The organism is Ruegeria sp. BHSB058 (assembly GCF_059613285.1).
In genome coordinates this window covers 1-23514 of the sequence record NZ_JBXWSF010000001.1, presented here as the reverse complement: position 1 = coordinate 23514, position 23514 = coordinate 1, and the positions used below count along the sequence as shown (strand labels likewise).

General features: G+C 59.9%; 21 protein-coding genes and 1 pseudogene. 10 read left to right on the top strand and 12 right to left on the bottom strand.

Translation table 11 applies throughout. The features are described from left to right. Positions 1-6 precede the first annotated feature (6 nt). Positions 7-1242 (bottom strand): acyl-CoA dehydrogenase family protein, encoded by a 1236-nt coding sequence (locus AC2FNB_RS00110; RefSeq protein ID WP_496743692.1) that lies wholly within the window; start codon positions 1240-1242, stop codon positions 7-9. A 124-nt stretch (positions 1243-1366) separates the two neighbouring features. On the opposite strand from AC2FNB_RS00110, the gene AC2FNB_RS00105 reads away from it, so the two are divergent. Then, positions 1367-2302 carry a 2-hydroxyacid dehydrogenase gene (locus AC2FNB_RS00105; protein ID WP_496743690.1) on the top strand — a complete coding sequence of 312 codons (936 nt, stop codon included), beginning with the start codon at positions 1367-1369 and terminating at the stop codon, positions 2300-2302. Here AC2FNB_RS00105 and yghX read toward each other — a convergent pair. The 3 genes from yghX to AC2FNB_RS00090 form a co-directional block, all read right to left on the bottom strand. Then, entirely contained in the window at positions 2299-3207 is a 909-nt protein-coding gene (yghX, locus tag AC2FNB_RS00100; RefSeq protein ID WP_496743688.1) for a YghX family hydrolase, read from the bottom strand. The genes AC2FNB_RS00105 and yghX overlap by 4 nt on opposite strands. Positions 3208-3329: 122 nt before the next feature. Next, a complete protein-coding gene (gene gcvH, locus AC2FNB_RS00095) occupies positions 3330-3689 on the bottom strand; it encodes a glycine cleavage system protein GcvH (RefSeq protein ID WP_496743686.1) in 360 nt (119 codons plus the stop codon). 130 nt (positions 3690-3819) lie between these two features. Continuing rightward, the gene (locus AC2FNB_RS00090) at positions 3820-4176 is read right to left on the bottom strand and encodes a hypothetical protein (RefSeq protein WP_496743684.1); all 357 of its coding nucleotides are present in this window, start codon (positions 4174-4176) and stop codon (positions 3820-3822) included. A gap of 172 nt (positions 4177-4348) precedes the next feature. Between AC2FNB_RS00090 and AC2FNB_RS00085 the strand changes: the two genes are divergently transcribed. The 4 genes from AC2FNB_RS00085 (at position 4349) to AC2FNB_RS00070 (ending at position 7542) form a co-directional block, all read left to right on the top strand. Then, the gene (locus tag AC2FNB_RS00085) at positions 4349-5182 is read left to right on the top strand and encodes a bifunctional allantoicase/(S)-ureidoglycine aminohydrolase (RefSeq protein WP_496743682.1); all 834 of its coding nucleotides are present in this window, start codon (positions 4349-4351) and stop codon (positions 5180-5182) included. A 134-nt stretch (positions 5183-5316) separates the two neighbouring features. Further along, entirely contained in the window at positions 5317-6090 is a 774-nt protein-coding gene (locus AC2FNB_RS00080) for an ion channel (protein WP_496743680.1), read from the top strand. A gap of 96 nt (positions 6091-6186) precedes the next feature. Continuing rightward, positions 6187-6498 carry a hypothetical protein gene (locus tag AC2FNB_RS00075; RefSeq protein ID WP_480749573.1) on the top strand — a complete coding sequence of 104 codons (312 nt, stop codon included), beginning with the start codon at positions 6187-6189 and terminating at the stop codon, positions 6496-6498. 57 nt (positions 6499-6555) lie between these two features. Next, positions 6556-7542 carry a type I glyceraldehyde-3-phosphate dehydrogenase gene (locus AC2FNB_RS00070; protein WP_480749574.1) on the top strand — a complete coding sequence of 329 codons (987 nt, stop codon included), beginning with the start codon at positions 6556-6558 and terminating at the stop codon, positions 7540-7542. 97 nt (positions 7543-7639) lie between these two features. Here the strand turns inward: AC2FNB_RS00070 and AC2FNB_RS00065 are convergent, their stop codons facing one another. From AC2FNB_RS00065 to puuE, 3 genes are all read right to left on the bottom strand, one after another. Further along, positions 7640-9067: a uracil-xanthine permease family protein gene (locus tag AC2FNB_RS00065; RefSeq protein WP_480749575.1), complete on the bottom strand. Its 1428-nt coding sequence runs from the start codon at positions 9065-9067 to the stop codon at positions 7640-7642. Between the two features lie 62 nt (positions 9068-9129). Continuing rightward, entirely contained in the window at positions 9130-9618 is a 489-nt protein-coding gene (locus tag AC2FNB_RS00060; protein ID WP_496743677.1) for an ureidoglycolate lyase, read from the bottom strand. Then, on the bottom strand, positions 9615-11030 hold the full coding sequence (puuE, locus tag AC2FNB_RS00055) for an allantoinase PuuE (RefSeq protein ID WP_496743675.1): 1416 nt from the start codon (positions 11028-11030) through the stop codon (positions 9615-9617). Before puuE ends, AC2FNB_RS00060 begins: the two co-directional genes overlap by 4 nt. 192 nt (positions 11031-11222) lie before the next feature. Here puuE and uraH point away from each other — a divergent pair, with 192 nt between their 5' ends. Both uraH and AC2FNB_RS00045 read left to right on the top strand, forming a co-directional pair. After that, complete coding sequence (uraH, locus tag AC2FNB_RS00050) at positions 11223-11579, top strand: hydroxyisourate hydrolase (protein ID WP_480749578.1); 357 nt, start codon at positions 11223-11225, stop codon at positions 11577-11579. A gap of 88 nt (positions 11580-11667) precedes the next feature. Then, positions 11668-12425 (top strand): IS5 family transposase gene (locus AC2FNB_RS00045; RefSeq protein ID WP_496743672.1). Its coding sequence is split into 2 segments (ribosomal slippage): positions 11668-11989 and positions 11989-12425, totalling 759 coding nucleotides; the frame shifts between segments, so codons are not numbered across the junction. Positions 12426-12573: 148 nt separating this feature from the next. Here AC2FNB_RS00045 and AC2FNB_RS00040 read toward each other — a convergent pair. Together AC2FNB_RS00040 and AC2FNB_RS00035 are read right to left on the bottom strand one after the other, a co-directional pair. After that, entirely contained in the window at positions 12574-12924 is a 351-nt protein-coding gene (locus AC2FNB_RS00040; protein ID WP_496743670.1) for a hypothetical protein, read from the bottom strand. Positions 12925-13134: 210 nt separating this feature from the next. Next, on the bottom strand, positions 13135-13299 hold the full coding sequence (locus AC2FNB_RS00035) for a hypothetical protein (RefSeq protein WP_496743797.1): 165 nt from the start codon (positions 13297-13299) through the stop codon (positions 13135-13137). Between the two features lie 46 nt (positions 13300-13345). On the opposite strand from AC2FNB_RS00035, the pseudogene AC2FNB_RS00030 reads away from it, so the two are divergent. Continuing rightward, positions 13346-13447, top strand: a pseudogene (locus AC2FNB_RS00030) (transposase domain-containing protein); the annotation flags it as partial. Positions 13448-13694: 247 nt separating this feature from the next. On the opposite strand, the gene AC2FNB_RS00025 reads toward AC2FNB_RS00030, so the two are convergent. Both AC2FNB_RS00025 and AC2FNB_RS00020 read right to left on the bottom strand, forming a co-directional pair. After that, entirely contained in the window at positions 13695-17801 is a 4107-nt protein-coding gene (locus AC2FNB_RS00025; RefSeq protein ID WP_496743668.1) for a translocation/assembly module TamB domain-containing protein, read from the bottom strand. Then, positions 17798-19603, bottom strand: coding sequence for an autotransporter assembly complex protein TamA (locus AC2FNB_RS00020; RefSeq protein WP_496743666.1), 1806 nt, complete (start codon positions 19601-19603; stop codon positions 17798-17800). The genes AC2FNB_RS00025 and AC2FNB_RS00020 overlap by 4 nt, the downstream gene beginning before the upstream one ends. A gap of 262 nt (positions 19604-19865) precedes the next feature. Here AC2FNB_RS00020 and AC2FNB_RS00015 point away from each other — a divergent pair, with 262 nt between their 5' ends. After that, complete coding sequence (locus tag AC2FNB_RS00015; RefSeq protein ID WP_496743664.1) at positions 19866-20696, top strand: class I SAM-dependent methyltransferase; 831 nt, start codon at positions 19866-19868, stop codon at positions 20694-20696. A gap of 18 nt (positions 20697-20714) precedes the next feature. On the opposite strand, the gene AC2FNB_RS00010 is transcribed toward AC2FNB_RS00015, so the two are convergent. Then, complete coding sequence (locus AC2FNB_RS00010) at positions 20715-21947, bottom strand: urate hydroxylase PuuD (RefSeq protein WP_496743663.1); 1233 nt, start codon at positions 21945-21947, stop codon at positions 20715-20717. A 96-nt stretch (positions 21948-22043) separates the two neighbouring features. Between AC2FNB_RS00010 and AC2FNB_RS00005 the strand changes: the two genes are divergently transcribed. Continuing rightward, positions 22044-22967, top strand: a complete 924-nt coding sequence (locus AC2FNB_RS00005) for a LysR family transcriptional regulator (RefSeq protein WP_480751580.1) — start codon at positions 22044-22046, stop codon at positions 22965-22967. Positions 22968-23514 lie beyond the last annotated feature (547 nt).

Genomic DNA, 23514 nt, shown 5'->3' with positions numbered 1-23514 from the left:
TGCCTTTCAGATCTTTTCCTGCGTGTATTTCTTGAGTTCCGCCCGAGCCACCTGCCGGCGGTGCACCGCGTCCGGGCCATCGGCCAGCCGCAAGGTGCGCACATGGGTCCAGGCCATCGCCAGCGGTGTGTCCTGGCTTATTCCCTGCCCGCCGAACATCTGCACCGCCTCGTCAATGACCTTGAGCGCCACGCGCGGCGCCACCACCTTGATCTGACTGATCCACGGTGCTGCCGCCCGCGCATCGCCCTGATCCATATACCACGCAGCCTTGAGGCACAGCAGGCGCGCCATCTCGATCTCCATCCGGCACTCGGCGACGATGTCGTAGTTCGCCCCAAGCTGTGCCAGCTTCTTGCCAAACGCCTCGCGCTGCAGCGAGCGTTTGCACATGCGTTCCAGCGCGATCTCGGCTTGTCCGATGGCGCGCATGCAATGATGAATGCGACCCGGCCCAAGGCGGCCCTGCGCGATCTCGAACCCGCGCCCCTCGCCCAATAGAATGTTTTCGACAGGCACGCGTACATCGGTGAAGCTGATATGCATGTGCCCGTGCGGCGCGTCGTCGTGGCCGTAAACCTCCATCGCGCGCAATACCTCGATACCCGGTGTTTCAGCGGGGACAACGATCATCGACTGGCGTTTGTGCTTGGGCAGGTCATCGCCGCCGGTTTTGACCATCACGATATAGACCTTGCAGCGCGGATCACCCGCGCCGGATGACCACCATTTTTCGCCGTTCAGCACATAATGGTCACCATCGCGAACGCAGGACATCGAAATATTGGTAGCATCCGAACTGGCCACGTCCGGTTCGGTCATCAGATAGGCCGAGCGAATCTCGCCTTCCAACAGCGGCTTCAGCCATTCTTCCTTCATCTTGTCCGAGCCGTAGCGTTCGAACACCTCCATGTTGCCGGTGTCGGGGGCAGAGCAGTTGAAAATCTCGGCCCCCAACGGGGTCTTGCCCATCTCTTCGGCAAAATAGGCGTATTCGACGGTGGTCAGCCCAAACCCCTTGTCGCTGTCGGTCAGCCAGAAATTCCACAACCCCGCCGCCTTGGCCCTGGCCTTCAACCCTTCGAGGATTTCCGCCTGGCGTTCAGTATATTGCCAGCGGTCGCCCTTGCCGATTTCGGCCTGGTATTCCTCTTCCAACGGCATGATCTCGTTGCGCACCATGTCCGCGACGCGCCCCAGCAGCTTACGGTTTTCCTCACGCATGGCGAATGTCATGTTCATGAAACTTTCTCCTCGAACGGCCGCACCAGGGTTTACCTTGGCTGTGAGGATGGCTTAGCTGCGCCGGGAAAGTCCAGTTGCGTGACGATACCTCACGCAACGGAACAAGAGGGAGGAGCAAGCCATGGCGCTATTGATCGAAACCGGGATATCGGGCTGGATGAGCAATGCAGAGATCGCCGAACAGGTGCGCACAGCGCTGCCCGGGGCGGATGTGCGGACGCCCGATGCCATCGGTGACCCCGGCGAAATCGCGATGGCGGCGGTGGTATCACTGAACCCGGAAGGGCCTGCGCGCCTGCCCAACCTGCAACTGGTGCAAAAACTGGGGGCCGGGGTGGAAACCATCGTGCGCCACCCGGCCCTGCCTGACCATGTGCGCGTGACGCGGCTGAAACCCGACGCCCCGGCGCGCGAGATTGCCGAGTGGTTCCTGGCCTATATCCTGCGCACCCACCGCAATATGGCTCAGCACGAAGCCGATCAGCGCAAGGCCGTCTGGAATTCGGTAGAGCCGGTCTATACCCCTGAGACGGTCGTGGGCGTTCTGGGCCTTGGCCATATCGGCGGGCGCACCGCACGCATGCTGCGCGACATCGGATTTCAGGTCAAAGGTTGGAGCCGCTCGCCGAAATCCATCGACGGGGTCGATTGCCATCACGGACGGGCCAGTTTGCCGGCCATGCTGGCGGAGTGTGACCATGTCTGCGCCATCCTGCCCTCGACCCCCGACACCCATGGCTTGTTCGACGCCAGCCTTCTGGCGGCAATGAAACCCGGCAGCCAGTTGTTGAACGCGGGGCGTGGCGACCTGATCGACGAAGTGGCCCTGATGCAGGCGCTGGATCAGGGACGTCCGGGTCATGCCGTTCTGGATGTGGTCAGTCAGGAACCCTTGCCCAGCGATAACCCGCTTTGGTCGCACCCGCGTGTCACCCTCACGCCGCATGTGTCGGGCTGGCATCTGGGCGATGCGCTGAAGGACGTGGCCGAAAACTATCGCCGCCTTACTACCGGCGAGCCGCTGCTGCACGAAGTGGACCGCCGGAGGGGGTACTAGCCCAATTTCCGGCCGAAGAAATCCATCGTCCGCGCCCAAGCCAGTTCTGCCGCCGCTTCATCGTATCGCGGCGTGGTGTCATTGTGAAAACCATGGTTCACATTCGGGTAGAAATGAACCGAAAAAGCCTTCTGGTTGGCCTTGAGCGCCTCGGAATACGCAGGCCAGCCCGCGTTGATCCGGTCGTCCAATCCGGCATAGTGGATCATCAGCGGCGCTTCGATCGAAGGCACATCTTCGACCGCCGGCTGCCGCCCGTAAAACGGCACTGACGCCGCCAGATCGGGATAGGCCACGGCCAGCGCGTTACAGACGCCACCCCCGTAGCAGAATCCGACCGCGCCGATCTTGCCTGTCGATCCTTCGTTGTCGCGCAGGAATTCGAAGGCGGCAAAAAAATCCGCCATCAGCTTGCCGCCATCCAGCGTCCTTTGCATGGCGCGGCCGTCGTCGTCATTGCCGGGATAGCCACCTAGCGGCGTCAGCCCGTCGGGACCAAAGGCAAGGTATCCGGCCTTGGCGCAACGGCGCACCACATCCTCGATATAAGGATTCAAACCGCGGTTTTCGTGCACGACCAGGATGGCCGGCAACGGACCCTCTTGCCCCATGGGGCGCGCCATCAGACCCTTTATCGCGCCATGCCCTTCGGGGCTGTCATAGTCGACAACCATGGTTTCGATGGCGGGATCGTCCGGGGCGACTTGCTGTGCCAGCGCATAGTTCGGCTGTAGCTGTTCCAGCAACATCGCACCAGTGACACCCGCGGCGGCATAGCGGCCCGCCTGCGCGATGAATTCGCGCTTGGACAACTGTCCGTGCACGTAGCCGTCAAAAATTTCGAGAATACGCTGATCGAATTCGCCCGCCGATTTCCGGCGTTCCGGTCCTGGGTTTCCGTCCATCACCCACCTCCCTGCATCAGGAGTGCAATCTAGCACGAAACCGGGCCGGACCAGGTCACGAAAACGAGATGCGTTCAGTTGCGGCGGGCCCGGCCCGCCGCCCGCAGCCGTGTTTTCTTGCGTCAGCTAATGAAGTCTTTATAGCCCGCTTCGTCCATATAGTCGTCCATCGGCGACAAATCGGACGCCTTGATCTTGAAGAACCACGCATCACCCATCGCGTCCTCGTTGACCAGGCCGGGGTTGTCAGCCAGCGCTTCGTTAACCTCGACGATCTCGCCATCCAGAGGCGCCAGAATGTCGGAAGCGGCCTTGACCGATTCGATCACCACGATCTCATCGTCCTTGCCGACCTCGGTGCCGACCTCGGGCAGTTCGACAAACACAACGTCGCCCAACTGCTCGGCCGCGTGGGCGGTGATGCCCACTGTCACCAAATCGCCATCGGCGTCCAGCCATTCGTGCTCTTCAGTAAATTTCATGTCCCTTGTTCCTCTGGACTGTTTTTTTCCTGGCACCGCTCCATGCTCGAAACGCCGCCTTGACTGCATGAATAAAAGATTCGTGCCGTTCGTCAAAATCATTCGAACGTCACATCGTCAATCTTGTGTGTCAGGGCGTCAGAACCCATTTGCCATTGGCGTCCAGACAGCGCCGGGTGCGGATCTCGCGCGAGGCATCCGCGCCACCGGGCGTAAAGACATATTGCAGTTGGGCGCAGTTGTCGCGCATCTCGCGCACCCGCACTGTACCTTTTGCACCGGTGTCGTCATTGGTCCAGGCGACCTCTTGCCCGGTCGAGGGCCGACCGCCGGCAAACAACGAGTTTGCCGCCGTTCCCATGATCTCGAAATCCGCTGGGCTGAGACCCAGTTCGGCGACCATTCGTGACAAGGACTTCGCCTGCGCCACCGGCGTCGTGACCGCAATCGTCATGACAACAAGGGTCGCGCAAATCCATTTTTTCATGACTGCCTCACACATGATTTCCATTTGTCCTCAAGGATATCCCGCACCTGTCGGGATGTCCAAGCCCTGCACCAAAATCTTCAAATAATTCCGAAGAAACCTTTCCGCCTGCCAGCGCTAGGACCGCCAGATCTTTCCCGGCATAGTGCGCCGGAAACCCAACGAGGCATTTATGGCACAAAGAACCTATTATGCGCCCACCGGCGGTCATCCTGGGCAAGACCAGCTCTTAACCGACCGCGCCATGTTCACCGAAGCTTTTGCGGTGATCCCCAAGGGCACGATGCGCGATATCGTCACCAGTTTTCTGCCCTTTTGGGAAGGAACGCGCCTGTGGGTCCTGTCCCGCCCTCTCAGCGGGTTTGCCGAGACGTTTTCGCAATACATCATGGAAGTGCAGCCCGGCGGCGGTAGCGACAAACCGGAAACAGATGACGGCGCCGAAGGCGTGATCTTTGTCGTCGAAGGCGCGGTGACGCTGTCGATCGGCGGACAAGACCATGTGCTGGAGGAAGGCGGTTACGCCTATATCCCGCCCGCCAGCGACTGGAGCCTGCACAACCGCGCTGGCCCGGTGGCCCGGTTCCACTGGATACGCAAGGCTTACCAGGCTGTGCCCGGCCTGCCCGCCCCCGATCCGGTCATCACAAATGAGCGCGACATCGCCCCCAACCCGATGCCGGGCACCGAGGGGCGATGGGCCACCACCCGTTTTGTCGACCCTGCCGACCTGCGTCACGACATGCACGTCACCATCGTCACATTCGAGCCGGGCGGTGTGATCCCCTTTGCCGAAACCCATGTGATGGAGCATGGGCTTTACGTGCTCGAAGGCAAAGCCGTCTATCGCCTTAATCAGGACTGGGTCGAGGTCGAGGCGGGCGATTACATGTGGCTGCGCGCCTTTTGCCCGCAGGCCTGTTATGCGGGCGGCCCGGGCCGGTTCCGCTATCTGCTTTACAAGGACGTAAACCGTCATATGCCGTTGTCATTGGTGGGGCGCTAGAGGCAGACGGGCGGTTTTGCCATGATCGGCTGGCGGTGATACCGGTTGAAAATCAGGTCCTTCCAGTGTTTCCTTGCATTTGGCCGCCCGGTTTCGGATCGGGCGCCAGGGTGCAATCAGACCGATGCTGTCGAATGGCAAAGCAAGTGCTGACCAAGATCAGATCCCTGTATCAGGGAACGACGCCACAGGCGCACCGGTTCCGTTATGCGCTTTTGGCTTTCGACATCACGACGATCCTTTTCGTCATCGTGACGTCATTCTTCCCGCACACTTTGGCGATCGAAATCACCGACGCGGTTTTCGGCCTGCTGATTCTGACCGATTTCGGCATCCGTGTCTGGCTGGAAGCCGACAAGGGCCGCTTTCTGCTGCGCCCGGCGACATGGGCCGACATCATCGCGGTCTTTTCCTTTCTGGCCCCCATCGCGGGCGAAGGTCTTGGGTTCCTGCGCATTCTCAGAACGCTGAGGTTGTTGCATACCTACCAGCTATTGATACGGCTGCGTCAGGATTTCAAGTTCTTCCGCGAAAACGAAGAGGTGGTTTTGGCCTCGATCAACCTCGGCGTCTTTCTGTTCATCATGACCGGGCTGATCTATGCCACGCAATCCGGCATCAATCCGCAGATCGGCAACTATGCCGATGCGCTCTATTTCACCGTCACCACACTCACGACGACAGGGTTTGGCGACATCACCCTGACCGGCACGTGGGGTCGGATGCTGGCGGTGGGTGTGATGATCTTTGGTGTCACGCTGTTCCTGCGCCTGCTTCAAGTGCTGTTTCGCCCAACGAAAGTTCGACAGGAATGCGGCACCTGCGGGCTTGTCCTGCACGACGCAGATGCCGTGCATTGCAAGCATTGCGGAAAGACCATACGCATTCGCACCGAGGGGGTGGCGTAACCGCAAAAGGGACGCCAATTCGTGTCAAGCCTTCACATGCAGCGCCGAATTTGCTCAAATCCGGAAGAGCGCCCGCATTGATCAGGAGTTGAATTCATGAAACCGCGCATTTCCATTGCCGTCTTAGCCGCCCTTGCCGCCCTTGCACCCCCTGCCATGGCCAAGGACGAAGCAATCACTGTCCACGTGATGAGCCGGACATGGGCCGTCACCCAGGTGTCGGACGAGCCGGTGATCTATCGCGCCACGCGCGATAACAACAACCTCAATCCGTTCGGCCCGCCACCGCGTTTGCGCACGATTCAGGCCATGGCCGCGATCAGGCAGGCCACGGGGTGCCGCGCGATCTATTCCAGCATGTACCAGAACATCTCGGGACAGTTCTTTTCCCAGGTCAGTTGTAACTGACGCAGCGGCTGCAAGGGGCCATTGAGATCGGTCAACGCTCCTGCCATAGCTTGGCGCATGAAACTTGCGATCAACGGATTCGGCCGCATCGGCCGCACGATCCTGCGGCAGCTTCTGGCGCTCCGGCAGGATTCGGGACTTGAACTGGTGCTGATCAACGATATCGCACCATTGGAAACCTGTGCCTATCTGTTCAAATACGACAGCACCTTTGGCCCCTATCCGGGCACCGTTCTGGAAGGCGACGAAGCGTTGGTCGTGGATGGACGATCAATCCCGATGACCCACAGCAACGATCTGACCCGCGTGGATTTGACGGGTGTCGACGTTCTGCTGGATTGCACCGGCATCGCGCGCACTTCGGATGTGGCGGGACGCGGCCTGACCGCTGGGGCAGGCAAGGTCTTGATCTCGGGCCCCTCACCCGCTGCCGAAGTGACCATCGTTCTGGGCGCCAACGAGGATCACCTGGGCAATGCACGGATCGTCTCGAACGCTTCCTGCACCACCAACGGGCTAGCGCCGCTGGCCAAGTTGATCGACGAAATCGCCGGGATTGCATCGGCGCATATGACGACAATCCATTGCTACACCAACAGCCAGCCCATGGTGGACGCACCGCGCGGCGATCTGGCCCGGTCGCGCGCCGGAGCGCTGTCAATGGTGCCGACCACGTCCAGCGCGACGCATCTTATCGACACCGTACTGCCGCATCTGGCGGGTCGCATTTCAGGCGCCGCCGTAAGGGTGCCAACTGCCAGCGTCTCGGCCGTGGATCTGGTCGTCCGACTTGAACGCGGCATGAGTGCCGACGCTTTTGAGGCGGCCCTGCGCGAGGGGGTAGAGGCCTCCCCGGTTTTGGGATGGACTGACATGCCGCTGGTCTCCTCCGACCTGCGCGCGCGCGCGGAATCGCTGGTCATTGCCGGGCCAGAGACGCGGATGATCGGAGAGGATCAGGTGCGCGTGTTCGGCTGGTACGACAACGAATGGGGTTTTTCCGCCCGCATGCTCGACGTCGCCCGCCTGATGGCCGCCGGTTGATCCAGCCACGACCACAGCACGCGGTCAGGCCTGCGGGCCTGCCCGGCGCAACTCGCACCCTTCGCACCTGCTGATGCGAAGGGTAAAGGCGGGAGCCTTATTTTCCCGTCAGACTGCCCGAACCGTGTCCCGCCATACCGCCAGACACCTCTTCGGTCGCCTCCTCCGCCAGTTCCTGTGGCAGAACCAGATTCAGAACGATTGCGATCAGCGCCGCCGGCAACAGCCCGCTGGTCATCAGGATACGCACCGTATCCGGCAGATGCTGGACGGCACCCGGCTCAAGCTGCAATCCCAGCCCGATGGACAGCGAAATCGCAAAGATCACCATGTTGCGCCGGTTCCAGTTCACGTCCGACAGCATCGAGATACCGGCAGCCACAACCATGCCGAACATCACGATCACTCCGCCACCCAACACTTCGATTGGTACGGTGCGGATGATTGCGCCCACCTTGGGGACCAACCCGCACAGGATCAGGAACAACGCACCGATGGTTACCACGTGACGGCTCATCACGCCGGTCATCGCGATCAGCCCCACATTCTGGCTGAACGAGGTATTCGGAAAGGCCCCGAACAGCCCCGCAACGGCGGTACCGATCCCGTCGGCATAGGTCGCCCCAGCAATCTCCTTGTCGGTCGCCTCGCGCCCCGCGCCACCCTTGGTGATGCCCGATACATCGCCCACGGTTTCCACCGCCGAGACGAAGGCCATCAGGCAGAACCCGATGACCGCGGCGGCCGAAAACTCGAACCCGTATTTGAAGGGTACCGGCAGCGCAAAAGCCGCAGCCCGGCTCCAGCTGGTGCCAATGGCTTCAAATGTGACCATTCCAACCATCAGCGCGTATACGTACCCGGCGGCCAGGCCCACAAGTACGGCCGAGACCGACAGCATGCCGCGCGTGAAAAACTTCAGCCCCAGTGTCACCACGATCACCACCAGCGCCGCCGACCAGTTCAACATCGAGCCGTATTCCGGCGTTCCGATCGCCGGAACACCCCCTGCAGCGTACTGAATACCGACCTGAACGAGCGCCAGACCGATCATGGTGACCACCAGCCCGGTCACCAGGGGCGGCAGGGCAAAGCGGATCTTGCCGATGACCGTGCCAAGGCAGGCATGAAACAGCCCGCCAATGATGACGCCGCCGAACAAGGCGGCCAGCGCGTCAACACCCTTGCCTGCAACCAGCGGAATCATGATCGGCAGGAAGGCGAAACTCGTGCCCTGCACGATGGGCAGCGCGGCACCCACTGGCCCCACCGTAATCGTCTGCAACAGGGTGGCGACTCCGGCAAACAGCATCGACATCTGGATCAGGTACAGAAGCTGAGGAAAGTCCGGCGAGTTCGAACCGAACCCGAAACCGGCTGCGCCCGCAACGATGATGGCGGGCGTCACGTTTGACACAAACATCGCCAGCACATGCTGGATGCCCAGTGGAATCGCCTTATGCAAGGCGGGTGTGTAGTCCGGATCGCGAAGCTGTTCCGGCGTTCCTATCGAAGTATCGGCCATGATCTCACTGTCCTCCCTATCAGATCTCATGGGGGCCTTGCCGCTTCTGTGGCGGCTTCATATCACGGGTCGGCCACCTCGTATGGTGTGTCGAACCAGTGTTCTTCCAGATTTGCGCCGCCTCCGATCCGGTCGACAACGGCAAACAGGCCCGGCGCATGCAGCGGGGTCAGAACACCGTGCCACGTTCCGCGGTGGAAATTCACCACCTGTCCGGGCTCGGTCCGAAATGCCCGCGGTCGGCCAGGTTTGCCGCCCTCATCCTCGGCGACGACGACCAGAAAGGGCTGGTGACTCATCGGCACAAAGGCCTGACTGCCCTCCGGATGGCGTTCCACCAGATCCAGTTGGTATGGCAATTTGCGCGGGGTGGCATCGAACAGGCTGATCCCTGCCCGCCCATCCGCAAAATCCAGTTGCGCCCGGTCGTGATACCGCCCGCATTGACCTTGATTGATGATCTTGTCTGGATCGCCCGACGTGTCGATGAGATCGCCAAAAGGCGCAAATGCCCCGGCCGAGATCGGCTCGATCATGATACGCTCGCTCATGACGACAAAAGGTCCCGCAACCGGAATTCGGCGATCCGTTCGACTTGACGGCAGGCCTCGGCAAACTCCTTCTCCCGACCCTGTTCGATCCGGCGTTGGAACGCCTCCAGTATCGACGCCTTGTCATGGTCCCGCACAGCGATGATGAAGGGGAAGCCGAACTTGCCGACATAACGCGTATTCAGATCGGAAAAAGTCTCGCGTTCCTGATCGGTCAGCGCATCCAGACCCGCCGAGGCCTGTTCCGAGGTGCTCTCCGCCGTCAACCGCTTGGCCTGCGCCAGCTTGCCGGCCAGATCCGGGTGCGCAGTCAGAACACCCATGCGCTCTTCGTCCGAGGCCGACCGGAACATGCGCGCCAACGCATTGTGCAACCCGCCCGCCGTGTCATGCGCCGGACCTAGCTCCAGCTCATAGGCGCGCTCGGCAATCCACTCCGAATGTTCGAAAACCCCGCCATAGGTCGACACGAACTCATCGCGACTCATCCGAGAGGGGCGAAGCCTTGCAACAGGCGGATGGGTCGCGGCCCAATGTTCGGCAATCTGCAGGCGCGTGGCGAACCATACATCCGGCAGCCCGCGCGCATAGTCAAGAAAACGCTTCAGCGCCATCACCCGTCCGGGCCGCCCGATCAGGCGGCAATGGAGCCCGATCGACATCATCCTGGGCGCGCCCGCGACCCCCTCGGCGTAAAGCGCGTCAAGACTGTCCTTGAGGTAGGAATAGAACTGGTCGCCTGAATTGAATCCCTGAGGGGTGGCGAACCGCATGTCATTGCAATCAAGCGTATAGGGCACGATCAACTGATCCCGCCCGTCAATATTGCGCCAATAGGGCAGATCATCGTCATAGGTGTCGGCGACATAGTCCATCCCCGCCTCCGCCGCCAGCCGCACGGTGTTCATCGAACACCGCCCCGTATACCACCCCCGCGGGCGCGAGCCGGTCACCTCTGTGTGCAGCCGGATCGCCTCGGCAATCTGGGCGCGCTCCTCGTCCTCGGCCATGTCCTTGTGCTCAACCCATTTCAATCCGTGGCTGGCAATCTCCCATCTGGCCGATTTCATCGCCGCCACCTGGTCGGGCGACCGGGCAAGTGCAGTGGCGACGCCATAAACTGTGATCGGCAGATCCTTCATCAGCCGGTGCAAGCGCCAGAACCCGGCCCGCGCGCCGTATTCGTAGATCGACTCCATGTTCCAGTGCCGCTGGCCCGGCCACTGCGCCGCACCAACGATCTCGGACAGGAACGCCTCTGACGCCGCATCACCATGCAAGATGCAGTTCTCGCCACCCTCTTCGTAATTCAGCACGATCTGCACCGCGACCTTGGCGCCGTTCGGCCATTTCGCGTCGGGCGGCGTCGCGCCATGACCTATCATGTCGCGGGGGTAACGGGGCGGGGTCATGTGTCCTAGGTCTCCGGATATCTTCAACTATTCAATCAATAGCCCAGAAATTGCATCAGGATTTTCAAATCAATCAAGACAGTGTTTCCAAAATCAGCCGTACTAGCGGCAGCACCGGTTTCCATGCAACAGTGAAACTCCAATCCAATTCCGACCGAACGGTATGCCCTAAAATGGAAAACGGAGATATTCATGGCCGGTTATCTGACTACCCATGTTCTCGACACCGCGTCGGGATTACCCGCTGCTGGAATGAAAATCGTACTCTACCGGATTGATGGTTCTGACCGCACCGAACTGGTGCAAGTGACCACCAACTCCGACGGCCGCACAGACAATCCGATCCTTCCACAGGATACGTTCCGCACCGGAACCTACGAACTTGAGTTTTTTGCCGGCGACTACCTTCGTGCCCAAGGCGGCGACCAACCCGAACCGCTGTTTCTCGACGTAATCCCGATCCGCTTTGGCATGTCGGACGCGACCGCGCATTACCACGTGCCCCTGCTTCTGTCGCCATTCAGCTATTCCACCTATCGCGGCAGCTAGGTGTTTGATGCCGAAAATTCATTAGGGTCAGGATGCATTGATTTTCAACGCGCTGCGTGATTCACGGCTCGGAAAATGGAGCAGTGACATGAGCAACCTTTACTGGCTGACCGACGAGCAGATGGCCAAACTTACCCCTTTCTTCCCGAAGTCGCACGGCAAGCCACGGGTCGATGACAGACGGGTGTTGAGTGGGATTATCTTCATCAATCGCAATGGGTTGCGCTGGCGAGATGCGCCGCGGGAATATGGTCCGCACAAGACGCTGTACAGCCGATGGAAGCGTTGGAGCGAGAAAGGCATCTTCGCGCAGATGATGGTCGGCCTGGCTGCCGAACACGGAGAGGAGAAGACCGTGATGATCGACGCGACCTATTTGAAGGCACACCGAACAGCGACCAGCATGGGCGTCAAAAAGGGGGGCGTGGACGTCTGATCGGTCGCACAAAGGGCGGGATGAACACCAAGCTGCATGCGATCTGTGATAGCCAAGGGCGGCCGCTCAACCTGTTCGTCACCGCCGGCCAAGTCAGCGATTACATCGGCGCGCGGGCGCTGCTCAGCAGCTTGCCAAAGGTCGACTGGTTGCTCGGGGATCGTGGCTATGACGCCGATTGGTTCAGGAACGCGTTGAAAGACAAAGGGATAAAACCCTGCATCCCCGGCAGAAAGCAACGCAAGACCCCGGGCAAATACGACAAGCGCCGATACAAACGACGCAACCGCATCGAGATCATGTTCGGCAGGCTCAAGGACTGGCGGCGCGTGGCTACACGATATGATCGCTGCCCCAAGGTCTTCCTCTCAGCCATCGCTCTGGCCGCGACCGTTATCTATTGGTTATGAATCCTGACCCTAGGCTGTCATTTTGAGCTAAATCTAAGAAAATATTAGTGTCTACTGCCAGATAATGACTATTGAACGTGTCATGATCAGCATTCCCACTGTATGTCGCCAGCGATCCGTTTAGGTCGTACTTTCCCATTCGATCCTACTAAATTTTATTTCTTATAACTTCGCGGAAATTCCACATGTAAAGCGCCATTTCCTCTAGCGAGGAAAATGGATTGTTCTCTACCTTCGGAAAGAAATCAGAAATTACTTCTGATGAGTTTTCTCGCGTGTCTTCTGCGATATCTTTGTCTACAGCTTCGATATAGCTTTGAGCTAGCTCGCGATGTCTCTCAACAAAAAGTGTAACCATTGCTTCTTTTTGAAGAGCCAGCTGTCTGATTTGGGATTTTTGTTCTTGGGGAGCGGAAATTTCAAATTGAGGTAAAGGCTGAAACTGTGCCGGAGGAGCTTCACACATTTGTTCTCTTTCAATCAAACGTTCAACATTCAAAGGTTATCTGAAACGGTCGTTTTTGTCACACTCAATCTCCGCACGAGTGATCAAGGTGTTAGCCGTTCCAAAACCCCGTGACAAAACGTTTGGGGCATAGGATCGGTTTTTGTCATCATGGGGCATGATCATCGGATACGCTCGCGTTTCAACCACAGACCAGAATCTTGAGGATATGATGGAATGAACATTCCCTGACCTCCCATCACATCAGGCCAACAGATCAAACAGCCCGTCGGCTGTCTTTATCATGATCGAGTCCAGGTCGGCACCATCCTGAAGGACCCAGGCGACCTGCCCGGTTGGCAGGTACCTGACAAATGCCTCGGCGACACCATCGCTGCCCCGACCAGAGGTGACCGCGAATGACACCACGAAACTGCCCGCATTTCCGTTTGCCTGGGTTTCCAGGCGGTCTCACCCATTCGCCTATCTCAAGGCCACTCTCGAAGCCATCGCAGCAGGACATCCAAAGAACCAAATCGACGACCTGCTCCCCTGGAACTTCAAGCAGTCAAGCTGAATGCCCAGCGGTCTTCGGCCACCGCTTAAGGCGAGGACGCGCTGCTTGAAGGCCTTTGGCGAGCGCATTGCGGCAAGAGACCCAGACCGCAGAAATCCGCATCCGCATCGCCCTCATGAACCGCCGAAATCAAACGCGTGGCATGACGTCGGCAGGGTAAGGGTCTTCACGCCTCAAACGCGAGTTTCGCAACAACGGCGGGTGACTGTTGCGCAACCGCTCTGCAGCGACGACAAAGCTCCGGACTTCAGTAGTCGCGCTCGAAAAAAACGCCGATCCCTGTTTCGCCGTTGCCGTCCACTGTGCCACGGACGGTCAAATTGTCGGTAACGTCGAGATTCAGATTCACTTCGGTTTCGCCCTGGGTGTTGACGGTGAAATCAGTATAAAGGTTTTCGCCCAGATACCCGCCTGCGCCAAGCAAGCCGCCGCCGCCGGATGCCGGGGCCAGTTCGATATTGCTGAGGCCGGTCTTTTCACGGACACCCTTGGTGACGTCGCCGCCCACACCGCTGAGTTGCGCTAGGGAGGCCGCCATCTGGGCAATCACAAAAGGTGACAGCTGCGAGAATTCGTTACCAAAGAGTAGCATTGCCAAGGCCTCTTCGGCGGGACGTTCCGGGTCTGCATAGACTTCGATCTCGGGGGCGTTCAGGGGGCCGGAAATCTCGATGGTGGCGGTGCCGTCGGATGTGGTCGCGGTCGAGGCGAATTCCAGATAGGGGGTCAGGTTGCCCTGAAGGGTGACCAGCCCCTTGGTCAGGTTCAGGCGTCTGGCCAGAATGTCAAAGGTGCCGCGGATCAGTTCGATTTGGCCGGATGGCACGACCTTGGCTGTGGAGCCGCCGATATGGAGTTTGCCGCCCAGTTCCGCGTTCACACCGCGCCCGCGCACAAACACGCGGTTTGGTGCGTTCAGGCTGATATCCAATGAAATGCGAGAGCTTTTGTCCTGCCCGTTGCCGGTTTTGATCAGGTTGGCGCGCTCCAGCGTGGCATAGACAGGGCCGCTTTCGCCGACATGCTGCATCGGCGGGATCGGGGCCGCACCCACCGCACCCGAGGCGGCGGCGAGGTTGATGTTGGTTTCGCCAAACTCAATCTGCCCGGCCAGAGCGCTGTTGCCGGCCAATGGCCCCGACATCACGATCTGACCGTTCAGGGTGGTTTCGTAAAGCAGTTTGTCTGTCAGAACAAACTGGTTGATCGAGGTGGAGATCTGTCCGTCGAAGGGCGGATTGAGCGATACCGGCCCCGAGACGGAAAAGCCACCGCCGTTCCGCCCCTGACCGTTCAGTGCGAGGGTTGCACGGCTGCTGGCCAGTGTGACAGTGCCGCCAATGTTGGTGAGTGTTTGCCCCGCATTGGGAATGGCGAATGTGGTGCCCGATGTGGAAATCGTTCCCGACAACGCGTCAAGCCCGGGGTTACCTTTGAGGGCCAGATCGTATCGGGCCGAACCCGCGATCTTGTTCGGCGTGATGAACCGGTTGGCGATGCCGATATTGACGCCGCCTGTCGCCGACATGTCGGCCAGGCCGGTGCCTTCGTCAAACGTGCCCGCGACCTTGGTTTCGATATTGGCCGGGCCGGCGGCGCTGGCATCGACTGTCCAGACGCCATTCTTGCGCTTGGCGTTGCCCTTGGCAGTGGCAGAACCGGGAAATTCCGGCAAGAACCGCTCGATCCGGTCGAGGCGGGCGTCAAAATCGAAATCTGCGTCCCCCTTTGTTTCCGCCGTGCCGACCAGATGGGCAAAGGAGGTGTCGGGGCCAGTGAGGCGAATGTCGCCCTTTATGCCTTTGCCGGTTGGCGTGACATCCCCATTGAGGGTCAGCGGGCCGGTAATGGTCGAAGAAACCCGGGCGAGATTGTCCAGCGCGGCCTCCACCGTGAGGCTGCCATTTTCTTCACGCAGATCGCCCTTCGCGCTGGCGCTGAGCGCGGTGCCGTCCAGATTGAAGGTGCGAATATCCAAACCTTGCGCATCGCGGGAGGCGTCCATGGTCAGGGTCGTTCGGCCCTCGATCAGCGCGTCCGCTTTTTCGATGCCGGTTTTCAGATCGCTGGCCTTAACGTCGAGTTTCAGATCGAACAGGAGGGATTTCACGGTTGCGCTGCCCTGCGCATCGGCGGTGATGGAGCCCCCCAGATCAAACCCCGCAAGACCTGAAAAAACCGAAAGATCAGGCGCGTCGAGTTGGGCCTGACCCTCGACAGACATGACCCCGGTCGGGTCGGTTACGGTTGCAACCACGTCAGCGTCCAGAGCGTCGGCATTGACGACGGCCTTGCGAACGACGATCTGATCGCCCGTTCGCGCGGCGTCCAGCGAGATGAGGGTCTGACCGGCAATTACCGAGTCGATCTCGGTCAGGCCGGTTTTCAGGTTCTGGCCGGTGATTTCGGCCTTACCATCGAATTCAAGCGTTTCGGGCGTACCCTTGCCCGTGACCGAAGCGTCCACCGCGCCGCCCAGATCATACCCGGCCAGTGCCGAGAACACCGACAGGTCCGGGGCGCTGACCCTAGCATTCCCGTCAACGGTCAGTTTGCCATCGGGTTGCGAGACTTTGGCCGCCGCTTCTGCCCTTAACGCCGTGCCAGCCAGCGTTGCCTTGCGGATGGTCAGACCCTGGCTGTCGCGCACTGCGTCCAGAGCAATGGTTGTCTCGCCAATGATCAGAGGGTCGATGTCGGCACGACCCGTGGCGAGGTTGCGGCCTTGCATTTCCAACTGGCCGTCAAAGCTGCCGCCCAGGGGTGATCCCGTGCCAGCCAGTCTGGCAATAACTTCACCCGCCAGATCCATATTTGCGAGGCCCGAGAATCGCGACAGATCCGATGCGGTCAATGCTGCCGATCCGTCCATCTCGAAGCCGGAGTTCAACCCGTCAATGACCGTGTCCACTGACAGCGTGTAATCAGACCCGAACAGTTCGAAATTCGAAAGCTTGAGGCTCTGCTCTCCGGTCAGCCCGAACAGGCCATCCAGCGTGATGCGGTTGCCGATAGCATCCTGAAGGCTGGGGTCCGAGAAGGCGATGCCGTCAAGCAGGGCCTGAAGGTCGCCATCGAGTTCGGGCACGTCGCCCTGCGAGAATGTGCCTTGCGCGGTAAGGCGTGCGCGACCCAGTTTCAGCTCGGGTGTCTGCAGATCGCGTGCGGTCAAGCTCAGATCCCAGAGGTCACCGTTGGCGGCATCGTAAAGCAGGGAAAGCTGTGCCGCGTCCAGTGTGGTGCGTGGTTCGGCAATCGGCAGGACGACCGGTTGAGTGCCGGGCGGGGTGATCCGCCCCTGTAGTGCGGCTTTGTTCAGCTTGCCGCCCGCAGCGAGGCTGAGTTCGCCGGACAAATGCAATGCTTCGGTTGTCACTTCAAACTCGGAAATGTCGAACGCGCCTTCAGCTTTGGTACGTCCATCAACGAACAGGCGGGTTTCGGTGCCGAAGAACGGGTCGAACTCCTCGGCCAACAATGGTGTGACGTCACCACCGATATCGGCGGTAAAGCGGATACCCGAAGAGTCATCCGTTGCCGTTGCGCCGAGACCGCGCAACCGGACCTGCCCTGCGATCCGTTGGGTGTCATCGCTGGTCAGGCCAAGATCGGCGGTGAAATCCGTCACCGGGCCGTCGCCTTTGGCGGTAACAAGCAGCGGCGGTTCGCCAGGGATTTTCAGAGCTTTCGAGATCAGGCCGCCTTGATCTTCTACGATTTTCAGATCCAGGCCGATGGTGTTGTTTTCGTTCTGGAAACTGGCGGTCAGGCTGGCCGTGTCACCGGGCCGGTCAAGCCGGGTGATATCGAGATCGGTATCCAACTCACCGTCCGCGAGGGATAGGGCACCTGTCAGGGACAGGTCGGCGGCCAACCCAAGCAGCGGCTCTCCCAATGCCAGCTTGTCGATGCCGATCTTTCCGATCTCGACCGAAACCGGCAGTTCCGGCACCTGGAAGGGCTGGGCCTCGGGGCTGGGCAGTTCCGGGTCGGGGGGCACGGGTTCGGGCGCGCGCGCGACGCTGATTTCCGCCGCCGTCAGTTCGTTGACCGAAAAACGGCCTCGCAATAGCGCCAGTCGGTTCCAGTCGAGCACCGCATTGTCGATGGTCAGCCAGACGCCGTCCTCATCAGATACCGTAATCTGCTGGATCGTCGCCTTGGAGCTGAGCGCGCCTTCGAGCCCGCGCACCTTGATGTAACGGGAATCGGTCGACAACGTGTCCTGCAGGAAGTTGGCCAACAGACCGCCTTCACCCTCTTCCGCCTGATCCTGCGACTGGGCCCGGACAAGAGGAGAGGCCACGCCGAAAACACAGGCGATGACAAGGGGATATGCCAGTGTGTGCTTCAAAACGCCTGTCCGATCCCGATATAGAATTGCAGCCCCTCGCCGGTATCGCCGGACACCGGATAAGCCAGGTCGAATCTGAGCGGACCGAAACCGCCGATGTCATAGCGTACACCAATACCGGCTCCGGAATGAGAGTTGGTGTTGCCGGTTGCAAAGGCGTTGCTGTCCACCGCGCCGAAATCATAGAAGCCGACCAGCGACAGGTTTTCGGTGACTCGCCCGCGCACTTCGGCGGACAGGCCCAGGAACGCGCGCCCGCCCGCGACCTCGTTGCCGACCGGAATGCCGAGACTTTCGAAAGGCTGCCCGCGCACGGTGCCCGCGCCACCCGAAAAGAACAGAAAGTCGGGGGTCACGGCATCCGCCGACGGTCCCATCACCGAACCGATCTGCACCCGGCCCGCCAGCACCAGCGCGCCGCCGGTGCCAAGATCCCAGTAACCCCGGCCATCAGCATAGACACGCATCCCCGATTGCGCCCCGGAAAACCCTGCAAAAGGCATCACCTGCGCATCCAGATAGAACCCCTTTGTGGCGCTGACCCTGCTATCGCGCTGGTCCCATTCTGACCGGAAGGGAAGGATGAAGTAGCGGAATTTGCGGCCGTCGCCATAAGCGTCGTCGGAATCGGAATAGTGCAGTCCAAGCCAGGCTTCGGCATAGAGCCGGTCAGAAAAGGTGCGGCGCGCACCATAGCCCAACTGGCCCAGTGTCACGTTGTAATGCGTCCTGTTCCGACGTTCCAACTGCGCGATGTAGAATGTGCTGTCATCCGGACCCAGCCGCGCCGGTTCATCCAGACGCAGGCCAATGCGTCCATCGATGTCCTCGGTTCCGCCAATGTTGCGCACGCTGGCTTCGAACCGGAAGCGTTCGGCATTGCCGAAGAGGTTGCGGTGCATCCACGTGGTACTGACGTCGATCCCCTGGTTCGAGGATATCTCGCCCCCAAAGGTGAAGCGCCGTTTGGGCATGTCTTCGAATGTGGCATCGAAATCAAGCGTGCCGTCAGGGTTGGGGTTTTCGTTTTCCTGCAGGGATACGACGCTGAAGGCTCCGGTGCGCCGAAGGCGGGTGCCGACCTTTTGCACCTGTGCGGGTGAAAACACCTCGCCGGTTGGAAAGCCGGCAATTTTCTCGATGGCTTCGGGGCGAACGTCGCTTTTGCCATGAATGAACATCTGGCCAAAGGTCAGTTTCGGCCCGGGCAGCAATTCGATATCCGAATCCAGTCGGGCCTCGGAATGGCGGGCAATGACCCGTTGTCCACCGACGCTGGCCTTGGCGTGGCCGTCGTTTTTCCACGCGCGCACTCCGCCTGTGGCGGCGTCTTGAATCACGCCGGTCGAAGCTGCGCCACCCGGCTTGTACTCGTCTGGCAGGACTGTGCCGTCCGCAAGTGGGCCGATTTCGGCGGAACCAAAACGGAAGGGGGGGCCGGTCTGCACCGCGATGTCGATCCGGTTGACCTGATTGGGCGTGTTCAACGGATCGATGTCCGCCGCCTCACGCCCATCCAGCCGGATATTGACAACCGGGCTGAAAAAGCCCTCGTCATAAAGGATCTGTACCAGGGTGCGATAGTCGGACAGCGCGGCGGACAACAGTTCGATCGGCGTATCCAGCCCGCGCGCCTCGGCGGTCAGGACCGATGAGGTCTCCTCGATCCGCTTGCGCAGCTCTTTCGAGGCGCCGGGCGCGGTCAGGGTGGTGTCAAGGGCAAAAGCAAGGTCGGGAAGCGCCAAAGCGCAGATCGTGATCAGCCCGGATTTCAGGGCAATCCACGGTCTGTTGAACTTCATTGCCTGGCCCCCGAACGCTCGAACCTGCCTGAGAAAGTCTTTGCGGTATGGAAGTCCCACCGCTCTATTTCCGATAGTTAGAGCACTTGAAGCCAGCGATGAAAAGGGAAATTGGCCGCGACGGCGCAATGAACCGGGTTCGACAATCATCGGCGATATGGCAAGAAGCACCAGTGACTGCCCCTGTCGGTCATGGAACTGACGATATGTGATAGACTGACATCACATCGAGGCTTTGCAAGTGCCTCGGAAAGGGGGGAGCGTGGCTGAACTCAACAAGACCGACCCGGACTATGTTCTTGGGGCGACGCAGGACGAACATCTTCGATTGAAAAGCCAATCCGATTTCATCGACCCGTTCACCAGACGGCTATTTCTGCAGGCGGGGATTGGTCCCGGAATGAACGTGCTGGATATCGGCTGTGGCGCGGGTGACGTGTCGATGCTGGTACGCGAGATTGTGGGACCCGAGGGATCGGTTCTTGGCGTGGATCGGGAAGAAAACTCGATAGCCGCCGCCAGAAGCAGGGCTGATTCAATGAAACTCGGGAACGTAACGTTTCGGGCCGCCGATTTCCGTGAGGTGGATGGTGGCGATACACAATTCGACGCGCTGGTGGGGCGACTCGTCCTGATGTATCAACCGGATGTTTCCGCAGCGCTCAGGGCGGTTTTGCCTCGAGTCCGCCCCGGCGGCATCGTTGCCTTTCACGAACACGACCTGTCGGTTCCCGCCATGGGCCATCCCCGATTGCCGTTGCGTGAAAAGGTCAGTGGCTGGTTATGGGAAACATTCCGGCGATCAGGCGCAGAGACCAGCATGGGGTACAAACTCTATTCGGCCTTTCGGGCCGCCGGGTTGAGGAAACCGAACCTTCTGGCCGAAGCGATCATCGACACGCCGGGGTCGTCGTATTCCTGGGCCATGATGACGCGGGTCATGCTGCCCAAGATGATCGAATACGGGGTCGCCACCGAAGAAGAGGTTGATATTGAAACTCTCGATCAACGGCTCAGCGACGAGATCGACGGGACCGACACCATCGCGGTGGACTTTCTGGCCTTCGGGGCCTGGGCCCGGATGCCCACCTGATCGCGGTGGGGTGCGGGATTACCCGCCGGCGGCTCGGAACCAGCGCACGATGGCGGAACGGTCTTCGGGTTCCATGAAGGTGACGTTTGCGGGCGGCATGGCATGACTGAGACCCGCTTGCAGATAGATCGCCTTGGCGTTTCGGGCTATGTCAGCCTCGGTTTCCAGCAACACGCCTTTGGGCGCCCACAGGATACCTTCCCAGACTGGCTCGCGCGAATGGCACATCGAACAGCGGCCCAGCACCACGTCATGCGCCTCGGTGAACCCGTCCGCAGCGGCAAAACGCTGCTCGTACGGGGTCAGTGCCTGTGCCTCTTCGTCATCCAGCGGCTGGTATACGGGCGCGGCGGTAGACAGCCACATGATGGCAAGGAACAGCAGCGCCGTGACCAGCCAGGTCCAGGTGGGGTTTCCTGCGCGGGCATGGGTGGTGTTGAAGTAATGCCGGATCGTGACCCCCATCAGGAAGACGAGCGCTGCGATGATCCAGTTATACTCGGACGCGAAGGCCAAAGGATTGTGGTTCGACAACATCAGGAACACGACCGGCAAAGTCAGATAATTGTTGTGGGTCGACCGTAGCTTGGCGATTTTGCCGTATTTCGGATCGGGGGTGCGGCCGTTTTTCAGGTCGTCCACCACGATGCGCTGGTTCGGCATGATGATGAAGAACACGTTGGCGGTCATGATCGTGGCAGTGAATGCGCCCAGATGCAGCATCATGGCGCGGCCGGTGAAGATCTGGTTGTAGCCCCAGCCCATGATCACCAGCAGCACAAACAGCAGAACCATCAGCAGGGTCGGGCGTTCGCCAAGACCGGATTTGCAAAGGAAATCGTAAACCAGCCAGCCGATGGTCAGCGAGGCGGCAGAGATCAGGACTGCCTGCCAGACCGCCAGATCGGCCTTGGCGGTGTCGATCAGATAAAGCTCGGCCCCGGCCCAATAGACCAGCATCAAAAGCGCGGCCCCGCTGAGCCAGGTGGAATAGCTTTCCCATTTGAACCAGGTCAGATGGTCGGGCATCTGCTCAGGGGCCACCAGAAACTTTCGGATGTGATAGAAACCGCCGCCATGAACCTGCCACTCCTCACCGTGCGCACCGGGTGGCAGGTCGGGCGCCTTGCGCAGGCCGAGGTCCAGAGCAATGAAATAAAAGGATGATCCGATCCAGGCAATGGCGGTGATCACGTGCAGCCAGCGCACTGCGAAAGCGGCCCAGTCCCAGAACGCGACATAGTCATACATGGCAAATTCTCCGATTTGTTGACGCCAGACTAGGCAAATGCTGATTTATTCGGTATTCCTGTTAATTGCCAAGCTGTATCAAAAATTTCCGAAAAGATGTCCTATCTCGATAATATCCGCACTTTCGTCCGGGTCTATGAACTGGGCAGCATGTCCGCCGCCGGGCGTGACCTGCGCATTTCACCGGCGGTGACCTCGGCCCGGATTTCCCAATTGGAGGATCATCTGGGCGTGCGTCTTTTCCAGCGCACGACGCGCAACCTGACCGCCACCGAACAAGGGCGGGCCTTCTATCCCGGCGCGGTAGCTGTCCTTGAATCGGTGAACCAGGCCGAAGCTCAGGTCATGCACCTGACCGAAGCGCCACGCGGCTCGCTTTTCGTTGCGGCACCTCTCGGGGTCGGTCGACGGCTGCTTGCACCACAGGTGCCGGAGTTCCTGTCGGAGTATCCCGAGATCGATGTACGGCTGCGATTGACGGATCGGACAATCGATCTGACCACCGAAGGTCTGGATCTGGCCTTTTTTATCGGCCAGCCCGAGGACAGCAACTTGCGCATCCGTAAGATCGCAGATTGCCAGCGAGTGTTATGCGCCGCACCCGACTACCTCAAACGTCGCGGCAACCCCGCAAACGGTGCCGCGCTGATCTCGGAAAAGCACGAATGCCTGAATCTGCGTTTCCCGGGGGCGACGGAATTCCAGTGGTTGCTGCAGACATCTGACGGGCCACGGCGCTTTGCGGTTTCGGGCCGGTTCGAATGCGACGACGGCGACGTATTGACCGATTGGGCGCTGTCAGGACAGGGGATCGCGATGAAACCCGTCTTTGAGATCGCCGAGCATCTGAAAGCGGGTCGGCTGATACCGGTTGCGCAGGACAACCCGCCCGTTCCGGTGCAGATGGCTTGCCTTTACACGCACCGCCGTCACCAGGATCCCAAAACGCGCCTTTTCATGGAATTCATGACCAAGCGCCTGGGTCAGGTCGTACGCGACGCCGAAGCCAAGGCGGCCTGAACGGGCAAGGGCGCAGCCCCTCTTGCCCTTCGGGCAATTCACCCCGGGGTATTTTTTAACCAGAAAAAAGCGGAAACGCGCATATGCTTGTTTCTCGTCGCAATTACCCTAGGGAGTTTGAGGGACAGCGTCCCTCAAGAATGTCAATGAGCGTTTAAAACTGACCCGGTTTCATCGATTGAAATTGCCCCACCCTTTGTGGTGCAAAGCCCCCAGACGGGCTGCCGTCATATAGCGAGTTCGTCTGGGGGCAAGTGACTGTCCGGCGAAGGCGGATTTTCAATTGGTTGACTTTTGGGGCGGCTGACATGCGAAATCACTGCCAGCCTCAAACTCGAAATTCAACTGCCCCACACTTTGCGGTACACTCCATAGAAGACGACCGCGAACAGAATCACATACTTTGGATATTGCGCGGTCTCACGCTTATTTCAGTCCTCGCCAAATATCTTGGCAATGCCAGCCTAGGGACCCCTCAACCAGACAATCCAGAAACGCCGCTTGCTGCATCAACAGAACGTGGCGAAGATTGAAAGTACAGCGAACC

What these genes read in the sequence shown, in the direction of transcription:
- AC2FNB_RS00110 (WP_496743692.1), bottom strand. Translation starts at nt 1,242, where the DNA reads ATGAACATGACATTCGCCATGCGTGAGGAAAACCGTAAGCTGCTGGGG.
- AC2FNB_RS00105 (WP_496743690.1), top strand. Translation starts at nt 1,367, where the DNA reads ATGGCGCTATTGATCGAAACCGGGATATCGGGCTGGATGAGCAATGCA.
- yghX (WP_496743688.1), bottom strand. Translation starts at nt 3,207, where the DNA reads ATGGACGGAAACCCAGGACCGGAACGCCGGAAATCGGCGGGCGAATTC.
- gcvH (WP_496743686.1), bottom strand. Translation starts at nt 3,689, where the DNA reads ATGAAATTTACTGAAGAGCACGAATGGCTGGACGCCGATGGCGATTTG.
- AC2FNB_RS00090 (WP_496743684.1), bottom strand. Translation starts at nt 4,176, where the DNA reads ATGAAAAAATGGATTTGCGCGACCCTTGTTGTCATGACGATTGCGGTC.
- AC2FNB_RS00085 (WP_496743682.1), top strand. Translation starts at nt 4,349, where the DNA reads ATGGCACAAAGAACCTATTATGCGCCCACCGGCGGTCATCCTGGGCAA.
- AC2FNB_RS00080 (WP_496743680.1), top strand. Translation starts at nt 5,317, where the DNA reads ATGGCAAAGCAAGTGCTGACCAAGATCAGATCCCTGTATCAGGGAACG.
- AC2FNB_RS00075 (WP_480749573.1), top strand. Translation starts at nt 6,187, where the DNA reads ATGAAACCGCGCATTTCCATTGCCGTCTTAGCCGCCCTTGCCGCCCTT.
- AC2FNB_RS00070 (WP_480749574.1), top strand. Translation starts at nt 6,556, where the DNA reads ATGAAACTTGCGATCAACGGATTCGGCCGCATCGGCCGCACGATCCTG.
- AC2FNB_RS00065 (WP_480749575.1), bottom strand. Translation starts at nt 9,067, where the DNA reads ATGGCCGATACTTCGATAGGAACGCCGGAACAGCTTCGCGATCCGGAC.
- AC2FNB_RS00060 (WP_496743677.1), bottom strand. Translation starts at nt 9,618, where the DNA reads ATGAGCGAGCGTATCATGATCGAGCCGATCTCGGCCGGGGCATTTGCG.
- puuE (WP_496743675.1), bottom strand. Translation starts at nt 11,030, where the DNA reads ATGACCCCGCCCCGTTACCCCCGCGACATGATAGGTCATGGCGCGACG.
- uraH (WP_480749578.1), top strand. Translation starts at nt 11,223, where the DNA reads ATGGCCGGTTATCTGACTACCCATGTTCTCGACACCGCGTCGGGATTA.
- AC2FNB_RS00020 (WP_496743666.1), bottom strand. Translation starts at nt 19,603, where the DNA reads ATGAAGTTCAACAGACCGTGGATTGCCCTGAAATCCGGGCTGATCACG.
- AC2FNB_RS00010 (WP_496743663.1), bottom strand. Translation starts at nt 21,947, where the DNA reads ATGTATGACTATGTCGCGTTCTGGGACTGGGCCGCTTTCGCAGTGCGC.
- AC2FNB_RS00005 (WP_480751580.1), top strand. Translation starts at nt 22,044, where the DNA reads ATGTCCTATCTCGATAATATCCGCACTTTCGTCCGGGTCTATGAACTG.